This window comes from Streptomyces odonnellii, from assembly GCF_000981895.1.
Classification (GTDB): Bacteria; Actinomycetota; Actinomycetes; order Streptomycetales; family Streptomycetaceae; genus Streptomyces; species Streptomyces odonnellii.
Window position 1 is genome coordinate 1 of the sequence record NZ_LATD01000198.1, and the last position, 8,223, is coordinate 8,223.

7 protein-coding genes, 2 pseudogenes and 1 riboswitch are annotated in these 8,223 nt (G+C 69.9%); of the genes and pseudogenes, 4 read left to right on the plus strand and 5 right to left on the minus strand.

Translation table 11 applies throughout. The features are described 5' to 3' along the window. Positions 1-259 (plus strand): annotated as a pseudogene (locus WH07_RS19245) (oxidoreductase); the annotation flags it as partial. Between the two features lie 122 nt (positions 260-381). Here WH07_RS19245 and groL read toward each other — a convergent pair. The 4 genes from groL to thrC all read right to left on the minus strand — a co-directional run bounded on the left by groL (position 382) and on the right by thrC (position 4,667). Further along, on the minus strand, positions 382-2,004 hold the full coding sequence (gene groL, locus WH07_RS19250; RefSeq protein WP_046501378.1) for a chaperonin GroEL: 1,623 nt from the start codon (positions 2,002-2,004) through the stop codon (positions 382-384). Positions 2,005-2,431: 427 nt separating this feature from the next. Continuing rightward, the gene (locus tag WH07_RS19255) at positions 2,432-2,635 is read right to left on the minus strand and encodes a cold-shock protein (RefSeq protein WP_005315736.1); all 204 of its coding nucleotides are present in this window, start codon (positions 2,633-2,635) and stop codon (positions 2,432-2,434) included. Between the two features lie 411 nt (positions 2,636-3,046). After that, positions 3,047-3,322 (minus strand): ubiquitin-like small modifier protein 1, encoded by a 276-nt coding sequence (locus WH07_RS19260; protein WP_046501379.1) that lies wholly within the window; start codon positions 3,320-3,322, stop codon positions 3,047-3,049. A gap of 58 nt (positions 3,323-3,380) precedes the next feature. Then, positions 3,381-4,667: a threonine synthase gene (gene thrC, locus WH07_RS19265; RefSeq protein ID WP_046501380.1), complete on the minus strand. Its 1,287-nt coding sequence runs from the start codon at positions 4,665-4,667 to the stop codon at positions 3,381-3,383. Between the two features lie 17 nt (positions 4,668-4,684). Continuing rightward, positions 4,685-4,812: riboswitch (SAM riboswitch) on the minus strand. Positions 4,813-5,036: 224 nt separating this feature from the next. Here thrC and WH07_RS19270 point away from each other — a divergent pair. The 3 genes from WH07_RS19270 to WH07_RS19280 all read left to right on the plus strand — a co-directional run bounded on the left by WH07_RS19270 (position 5,037) and on the right by WH07_RS19280 (position 7,917). Then, entirely contained in the window at positions 5,037-6,047 is a 1,011-nt protein-coding gene (locus WH07_RS19270) for a glucosyl-3-phosphoglycerate synthase (RefSeq protein ID WP_046501381.1), read from the plus strand. A gap of 53 nt (positions 6,048-6,100) precedes the next feature. Further along, positions 6,101-6,373, plus strand: coding sequence for a hypothetical protein (locus WH07_RS19275; RefSeq protein ID WP_046501382.1), 273 nt, complete (start codon positions 6,101-6,103; stop codon positions 6,371-6,373). Between the two features lie 83 nt (positions 6,374-6,456). Beyond that, positions 6,457-7,917 (plus strand): alpha,alpha-trehalose-phosphate synthase (UDP-forming), encoded by a 1,461-nt coding sequence (locus WH07_RS19280; protein ID WP_046501384.1) that lies wholly within the window; start codon positions 6,457-6,459, stop codon positions 7,915-7,917. Between the two features lie 28 nt (positions 7,918-7,945). Here WH07_RS19280 and WH07_RS19285 read toward each other — a convergent pair. Then, positions 7,946-8,223: pseudogene (locus WH07_RS19285) on the minus strand (trehalose-phosphatase); the annotation flags it as partial.

The following is an 8,223-nucleotide window of genomic DNA, read 5'->3' on the forward strand; positions in this document are numbered from 1 at the left end:
GTTCATGACCCTGGTCGCCAAAGCCGTCGGCCGTCTGGCCATGCAGGACGCCCCGGCCGGCGCCCTCCCGACCCTCTTCGCGGCCACCCAGCACCTCGAAGGCGCCGCCTACATCGGCCCCGACGGCCGGGGCGAACTCCGCGGCCACCCCACCCGGGTCGGCCGCACCCCCACCGCCCAGGACCCGTCCCTGGCCCGCCAGTTGTGGAACCTCTCCGAGGACCTCACCTCAACGGCCTTCCCCCGCCCCGGAAAGTGACTCCTCGCCCTGCGGCGAAGGCCCCGGAAACGCCCGAGGGCGGCACCCCCACACAGGGGTGCCGCCCTCAGTACAGACGCGTACGGATCTACCGACGCGGGACGGATCCGAGCCGAGGAGGCTCAGAAGTCCATGTCACCGCCCGGCATGCCGCCCGGAGCAGCGGCCGCGGCCTTCTCCGGCTTGTCGGCGATGACGGCCTCGGTGGTCAGGAACAGCGCCGCGATGGACGCCGCGTTCTGCAGCGCGGAACGCGTCACCTTCGCCGGGTCGATGATGCCCTCGGCGATCATGTCGACGTACTCGCCGGTCGCGGCGTTCAGACCGTGGCCGACCGTCAGGTTCCGGACCTTCTCCACAACGACGCCGCCCTCGAGGCCGCCGTTGACGGCGATCTGCTTGAGCGGGGCCTCCAGCGCCAGCTTGACGGCGTTGGCACCGGTCGCCTCGTCGCCCTCCAGCTCCAGCTTCTCGAAGACCGAAGCGGCCTGGAGCAGAGCGACACCACCGCCGGCGACGATGCCCTCCTCGACAGCGGCCTTGGCGTTGCGCACCGCGTCCTCGATGCGGTGCTTGCGCTCCTTCAGCTCGACCTCGGTCGCGGCACCGGCCTTGATGACGGCCACGCCGCCGGCCAGCTTCGCGAGGCGCTCCTGGAGCTTCTCGCGGTCGTAGTCCGAGTCGCTGTTCTCGATCTCGGCGCGGATCTGGTTGACCCGGCCGGCGACCTGGTCGCTGTCACCGGCACCGTCGACGATGGTGGTCTCGTCCTTGGTGATGACGACCTTGCGGGCGCGGCCCAGCAGGTCCAGGCCGGCGTTCTCCAGCTTCAGGCCGACCTCCTCGGAGATGACCGTGCCGCCGGTGAGGATGGCGATGTCGTTGAGCATGGCCTTGCGGCGGTCGCCGAAGCCCGGGGCCTTGACGGCGACCGACTTGAAGGTGCCACGGATCTTGTTGACGACCAGGGTCGACAGCGCCTCGCCCTCGACGTCCTCCGCGATGATCAGCAGCGGCTTGCCCGACTGCATGACCTTCTCCAGCAGCGGAAGGAGGTCCTTCACATTGCCGATCTTGGAGTTGACGATCAGGAGGTACGGGTCGTCCAGGGACGCCTCCATACGCTCCATGTCGGTGGCGAAGTAGGCCGAGATGTAGCCCTTGTCGAAGCGCATACCCTCCGTCAGCTCAAGCTCCAGACCGAAGGTCTGGGACTCCTCGACGGTGATGACGCCTTCCTTGCCGACCTTGTCCATGGCCTCGGCGATCAGCTCGCCGATCTGGGTGTCGGCGGCGGAGATGGAGGCGGTCGAAGCGATCTGCTCCTTGGTCTCCACGTCCTTGGCCTGCTCCAGCAGAGCGCCCGAGACGGCCTCGACGGCCTTCTCGATGCCACGCTTGAGGGCCATCGGGTTGGCACCGGCGGCCACGTTGCGCAGGCCCTCGCGGACGAGCGCCTGGGCGAGCACGGTCGCGGTGGTCGTACCGTCGCCGGCGACGTCGTCCGTCTTCTTGGCGACTTCCTTGACCAGCTCGGCGCCGATCTTCTCGTACGGGTCCTCGAGCTCGATCTCCTTGGCGATGGACACACCATCGTTGGTGATCGTGGGGGCGCCCCACTTCTTCTCGAGGACGACGTTACGGCCCTTGGGGCCAAGGGTGACCTTGACGGCGTCGGCGAGCTGGTTCATCCCGCGCTCGAGACCGCGCCGTGCCTCCTCGTTGAACGCGATGATCTTGGCCATGTGAAGTGGTCCTCCCGGACAGGGGTCTCCCCGGGCCGCAGGGCCCAGGGGGCGGGTGGAGCGGACCGCGCCGGCGCCCGCGACGGACGGCCTGAGAGCCGTGCGGTTCATTGCCCCACCGGCTCTTCGGGCCTCACAGACCCGGTCCTCAAGTTGTCACTCACACTTGCAGAGTGCTAACGCCAATGATTAGCACTCGACCCCCGAGAGTGCAAGCTCCCCCGGCTCCCACGACCCCTTCGAGGCACCCGCGCCGGAACGGCCCCGCCGGGAGGCCGGCACGGCCCCGTACGCCGGACCGGCCCCGTACGCACGAGGAGCGCACACGCACGAGGAGGGCACACGCACGAGGGGCCCGTATCCCCATCTCTGGGATACGGGCCCCTCGCGCGTGAGCTGAGTGCGTCGGTGGCCGATCGCGCCGGGATCAGACGGCGAGCTTGACCATGTCCGCCTGCGGACCCTTCTGGCCCTGCGAGATCTCGAACTCCACTCGCTGACCTTCTTCAAGGGTGCGGTAACCGTCCATCTGGATCGCGCTGTAGTGGACGAAAACATCCGCACCACCGTCGACCGCGATGAAGCCGTACCCCTTCTCCGCGTTGAACCACTTGACGGTGCCCTGAGCCATGCCTAACTCCCCTATTACTGGCCCTTCCAGGGGGCCACACTTCGCGCCGGAACGCGTCGACCGCGGCTGAATGTATCTGCCCAACTGCCCTCTGCAACAGGTCAATCGGACGAGAATTCTGGGCATGGCTGAACACGCATAGCGACGAATTCGCTGCGATCTCGGGCAAGTCGGGCCGGGCAAAGCGCACCTATAGCGCAAACAACACCAGGACTTTGCCCCCATGTTGTCGCGTTCTGATACACGCGCGGCAGGGCCGACGGAGGGGCGTTCCCATACTCTATCGCGTTCAACCATAAAGAATGGCTCCCTCCGCTTGCTTCGCGGAGGGAGCCATCGGTGGAGCTGTCAGGGGGCCGTCGGAACGAGCCGGGACGAGCCGGAACGAGTCGCGCCGGCCGGGCGCGGGGCTCAGCCGCCGGCGACCGCGGGGATGATCGAGACGCCCGCGCCCGCCGGGGTGACGGTCTCCAGGCCCTGCTCGAAACGGACGTCGTCGTCGTTCACGTACACGTTCACAAAGCGGCGCAGCTTGCCCTGGTCGTCCAGGACGCGCGCGGCGATGCCGGGGTGGTTGGCCTCCAGGGACTGGATCACCTCGGAGAGGGTCGCCCCCTCGGCCGGGACCTCGGCCTGGCCGCCGGTGTACGTACGGAGAATGGTCGGGATGCGGACATTGACGCTCATAGTGGTGTTCTGCCTTCCGTCTTCCGGCTTTCCGTAACGCCGGTAACGTCGTCGGGATTCAGCGGGCCAGGCCGGCTTCGCGGAACGCGTCCAGGCTCGGGCGGATCGTCGCGGTCGGCCCCGTCGTCGCCGCCACGGCGTCCAGGGTCTTCAGTCCGTCACCCGTGTTGAGGACGACGGTCGTCAGCGCCGGGTCGAGCAGACCGGCGTCGATCAGCTTCTTCGTCACACCGACCGTCACCCCGCCCGCGGTCTCCGCGAAGATTCCCTCGGTGCGGGCCAGCAGCTTGATCGCCTCGACGATCAGCTCGTCGTCGACGTCCTCGACCGCCCCGCCGGTACGCCGGGCGATGTCCAGGACGTACGGTCCGTCGGCCGGGTTGCCGATCGCCAGCGACTTGGCGATCGTGTCCGGCTTCTGCGGCCGTACGACATCGTGCCCGGCCTTGAACGCGGTGGACACCGGCGAGCATCCCTCGGCCTGGGCGCCGAAGATCTTGTACGGCCTGTCCTCCACCAGCCCCAGCCTGATCAGCTCCTGGAGACCCTTGTCGATCTTCGTGAGCTGCGAGCCCGAGGCGACCGGCACGACGATCTGGTCGGGGATCCGCCAGCCGAGCTGCTCGCAGATCTCGTACGCGAGGGTCTTGGAGCCCTCGCCGTAGTACGGGCGGAGGTTGACGTTGACGAAGCCCCAGCCCTCGCCGAGCGGGTCGCCGATCAGCTCCGAGCAGAACCGGTTCACATCGTCGTACGTGCCCTCGATGCCGACGAGTTCACCGCCGTACACCGCCGCCATGACGACCTTGCCCTGCTCCAGGTCGTGCGGGATGAACACGCAGGAGCGGAAGCCGGCGCGGGCCGCCGCGGCGCCGACCGCGCCGGCCAGATTGCCGGTGGACGAGCAGGAGAGCGTGGTGAAGCCGAAGGCGCGGGCGGCCTCGACGGCGATGGCGACGACCCGGTCCTTGAAGGAGTGCGTCGGATTGCCGGAGTCGTCCTTGACGTACAGGCCGCCGGTGACGCCCAGTTCACGGGCGAGATTGTCGGCCTTGACCAGCTTGGTGAAGCCGGGGTTGATGTTCGGCTTGCTCGCCACATCGGCGGGGACGGGCAGCAGCGGCGCGTACCGCCAGATGTTGTCGGGGCCCTCCGCGATGCGCTTCTTGAGCTCTTCGGGGGTGCCGCTCGGCAGGTCGTACGCGACTTCGAGCGGCCCGAAACAGCTCGCACAGGCGAAGATCGGTCCGAGCTGGAAGCGCTCTCCGCACTCGCGGCACGAGAGCGCGGCGGCGGGTCCGAGATCAACGGAGGCGTCGGCGTGGCGGACGGTCTGCACAGCCATGATGGCGAGGCCCTTTCTCCTCATCTTCCTTACGACGCGTTTCGCCGCAAGACGGAATTGGCACCTTCCCCACCGTGACCTCGCGGTCGGCGGGAGGGTTGCCGGGACTTCAACGGGCCGTTCCCTCAGTCCCTCTGGATGAGCGCTATGGCGCTGGACCCCTGGTCCGGCGCGTTTTTTCACGAAACGACCCCGGCATGCGGTGGCCACTCGTGTTGTTCAAGACTGTAACCGAAGGAGCGGACGGTTGAGATAGTGGTCCGCACCGCGAGATGGATCACGTCGGCACGCGTGAGCATGGACGGGCACGCGTTAGACGCATGGGCGAGCATCGCACGAACGCACGACACGCCAGGGAGAGTACCGACCGTGCTGGAAGAGGTGGAACGCTGGCTGACCAGGCGCTCCTGGTCGGCGGCCGACCGTACGCTCGACCGGCTCCTGCTGGCGAAGGCCGCGCGCGGCACCACGGTGAGCGTGGTGCTTCCGGCGCTCGACGAAGAGGCGACGGTCGGCGGGATCGTGTCGGTGATACGGCGTGAGCTGATGGAGTGTGCGCCGCTGGTCGACGAGCTGGTGGTGATCGACTCCGGTTCCACGGACCGTACGGCCGAGACCGCGGCGGCGGCGGGCGCGCGGGTCGTGCACCGGGACTCGATCCTGCCGCGGCTGCCCGCACTGCCCGGCAAGGGCGAGGTGCTGTGGCGGTCGCTGCTGGTGACGAGCGGCGATGTGGTGTGCTTCGTGGACGCGGATCTGCGGCGGTTCTCGGCCGAGTTCGTGTCCGGGACGGTGGGGCCGCTGCTGACGGACACGGATGTGCAGTTCGTGAAGGCGATGTACGACCGTCCGCTGACTGAGAGCGCTCTCACCGGCGGCCGGGCCGAACCGAGCGGCCGGGCCGACCCGGACGGCCGGGACGGGGCCGCAGCCGGCCAGGGCGGGCGGGTGACCGAGCTGGTGGCGCGCCCGCTGCTCAATCTGCACTGGCCCCGGCTGGCGGGGTTCGTCCAGCCGCTGGGCGGGGAGTACGCGGCGCGGCGCTCGCTGCTGGAGCGGCTACCGTTCCCGGTCGGGTACGGCGTGGAGCTGGGGCTGCTGGTCGACGCCCTGCACACGGTGGGCCTGGACGCGCTCGGCCAGGTCGACGTGGGGGTACGGCTGCACCGGCACCAGGACGACCGGGCGCTGGGGCGGATGGCCGCGGCGATCTACCGTACGGCCCAACTGCGGCTGTCCCGCGCGCATTTGGTACGTCCGGAGCTGACGCAGTTCGACCGGGGCGAGGACGGCTTCGTACCGCGCACCTACGCCGTCGACACGGAGGAGCGACCGCCGATGCGGGAGATCGCGGAGTACACGGCCGGACGCGCGGCGTAACCACGCATCATCACATCCGTTGCTTACATTGCACCCTTATGAGGGCAAAAGATGTGATTATCATCCGGGTAATCGGGGTGCTGGCCGGGACGCTGGTAGCGCTGACGCCCGGACCGGCGCTGGCCGCGGACCAGCCGCCGGCGGACAGCGCACGGCTCTACGGCCCGGTGCGGGAGGCCGTGGAAGGGGCGGTGCACGAGCCGCTGGAGGGCCATCTCGCGGACACCGGAGGCGTGGCCGAGCGGCTGTGGCTGCTGGGCGGGGTGGCACTGGCGCTGACGGGCGCGGGGGTGGTGGCACTGGCGGCGACCCGCGGCCGCCGCTGAGCCGGCCACCGCTGAGCTCCGACGGGGCGCACGCCACACCGTCCGTACGTTTGAGCGTTTACGGGACGGGCTAGGTTCGGCACATGGTTACCGAGCCGCCCCCCCGGCCCAAGGTCCAGCCGGCCCAGATCCTTGTCGCGTCCAACCGCGGCCCCGTCTCGTACACCCTGCGCGACGACGGCTCGCTGGCATCGAAGCGCGGCGGCGGCGGTCTGGTGTCCGGCCTCTCGGCCATCGGGTCCGACGACAGCGCGGTGTGGGTGTGCGCGGCACTCGGCGACGGCGACCGCGAGGCGGTGCGGCGTACGGACGGACGGCTCGACCCGGCCGACACCGGCGGCCGGCGGGTCCGGATGCTGGGGATCGCGCCCGAGGTGTACGCGGACGCGTACAACGGCGTCGCGAACTCCACGCTCTGGTTCGTGCACCACCTGCTCTACCAGACACCGCTGGAGCCGTCCTTCGGCCCCGAGTTCCGCGCGCAGTGGGCGTCGTACGAGACGTACAACCGCGCCTTCGCGGAGGCGCTGGCGGACGAGGCGGCGGAGGGCGCGGCGGTCCTGGTGCAGGACTACCACCTGGCGCTGGTGCCGGGGATGCTGCGCGCGCTCCGCCCCGACCTGCGCATCGGGCACTTCTCGCACACCCCGTGGGCGCCCGTCGACTACTTCCGGCTGCTGCCCGACGACATCGCCCGCCAGTTGCTGCGCGGCATCCTCGGGGCGGACCGCGCGGCCTTCCTGACCCACCGGTGGGCGGACGCCTTCCGCGCCTGCTGTACGGAACTGCTGGGCGGCACGGGCAACACCAGGACCGGTGTGCACGGCCTGGGCACGGACGGCGACTTCCTGCGCGAGCGCGCGCACCGCCCGGACGTGGAGGAGCGGATCGCGACCCTGCGCGAGCAGATCGGGCGTACGGGAGGCTCGGGTCCGGACTCCGGCGAGCCACGGAGGACGATCGTCCGGGTGGACCGTACGGAACTGTCCAAGAACATCGTCCGCGGGCTGCTCGCCTACCGGCAGCTCCTCGCCGACCACCCCGAATGGCGCGAACGCGTCGTCCATGTCGCCTTCGCCTACCCCTCCCGGCAGGATCTGGCGGTCTACCGTGACTACACCGCCGAGGTCCAGCGGGTGGCCGAGGCGATCAACGACGAGTTCGGCACGGACGGCTGGTCCCCGGTCGTCCTCCATGTCCGCGACGACTTCGCCCGCTCCCTGGCCGCCTACCGGCTCGCGGACGTGGCCCTGGTCAACCCGATCCGCGACGGCATGAACCTGGTGGCGAAGGAGATCCCCGTCGTCTCCGAGCGCGGCTGCGCGCTGGTGCTGTCGCGGGAGGCGGGAGCGTACGAGGAGATGGGCAAGGACGCGCTGACGGTCAACCCGTACGACATCTCCGCCACGGCGAAAGCCCTCCACGAGGCCCTGACCCTCTCCCCCGAAGACCGCGCGGAACGCGCCGAGCGCCTGTCAGCGGCGGCCACGGCCCTCCCCCCGCAGCAGTGGTTCCTGGACCAGCTCACCGCCCTCCGCGCCTGACTCCCAGAGGGGGCCGGGCGAGGCCGGGTCAGTCCATGGCCCGGGCGAGGGAGGCGAGGTAGTCGGCCAGGGAGGCGGGGCCGGGGAGGTGGAGGTCGGCCCGGGCGGACAGTTCGGGGACTTCCGAGCCGCTGCAGATCAGCAGGCCGGGGTGGCCGTCGGAGCGGAGTTTCTCGACGGCCGCGTAGGCGGGGAGATCGCCCAGGTCGTCGCCCGCGTAGAGGACGGTTCCGGCGCCCGTCTCGCGGACGTACTCCAGCAGCGCCACGCCCTTGTCCATGCCGGGCGGGCGCAGTTCGAGGACCA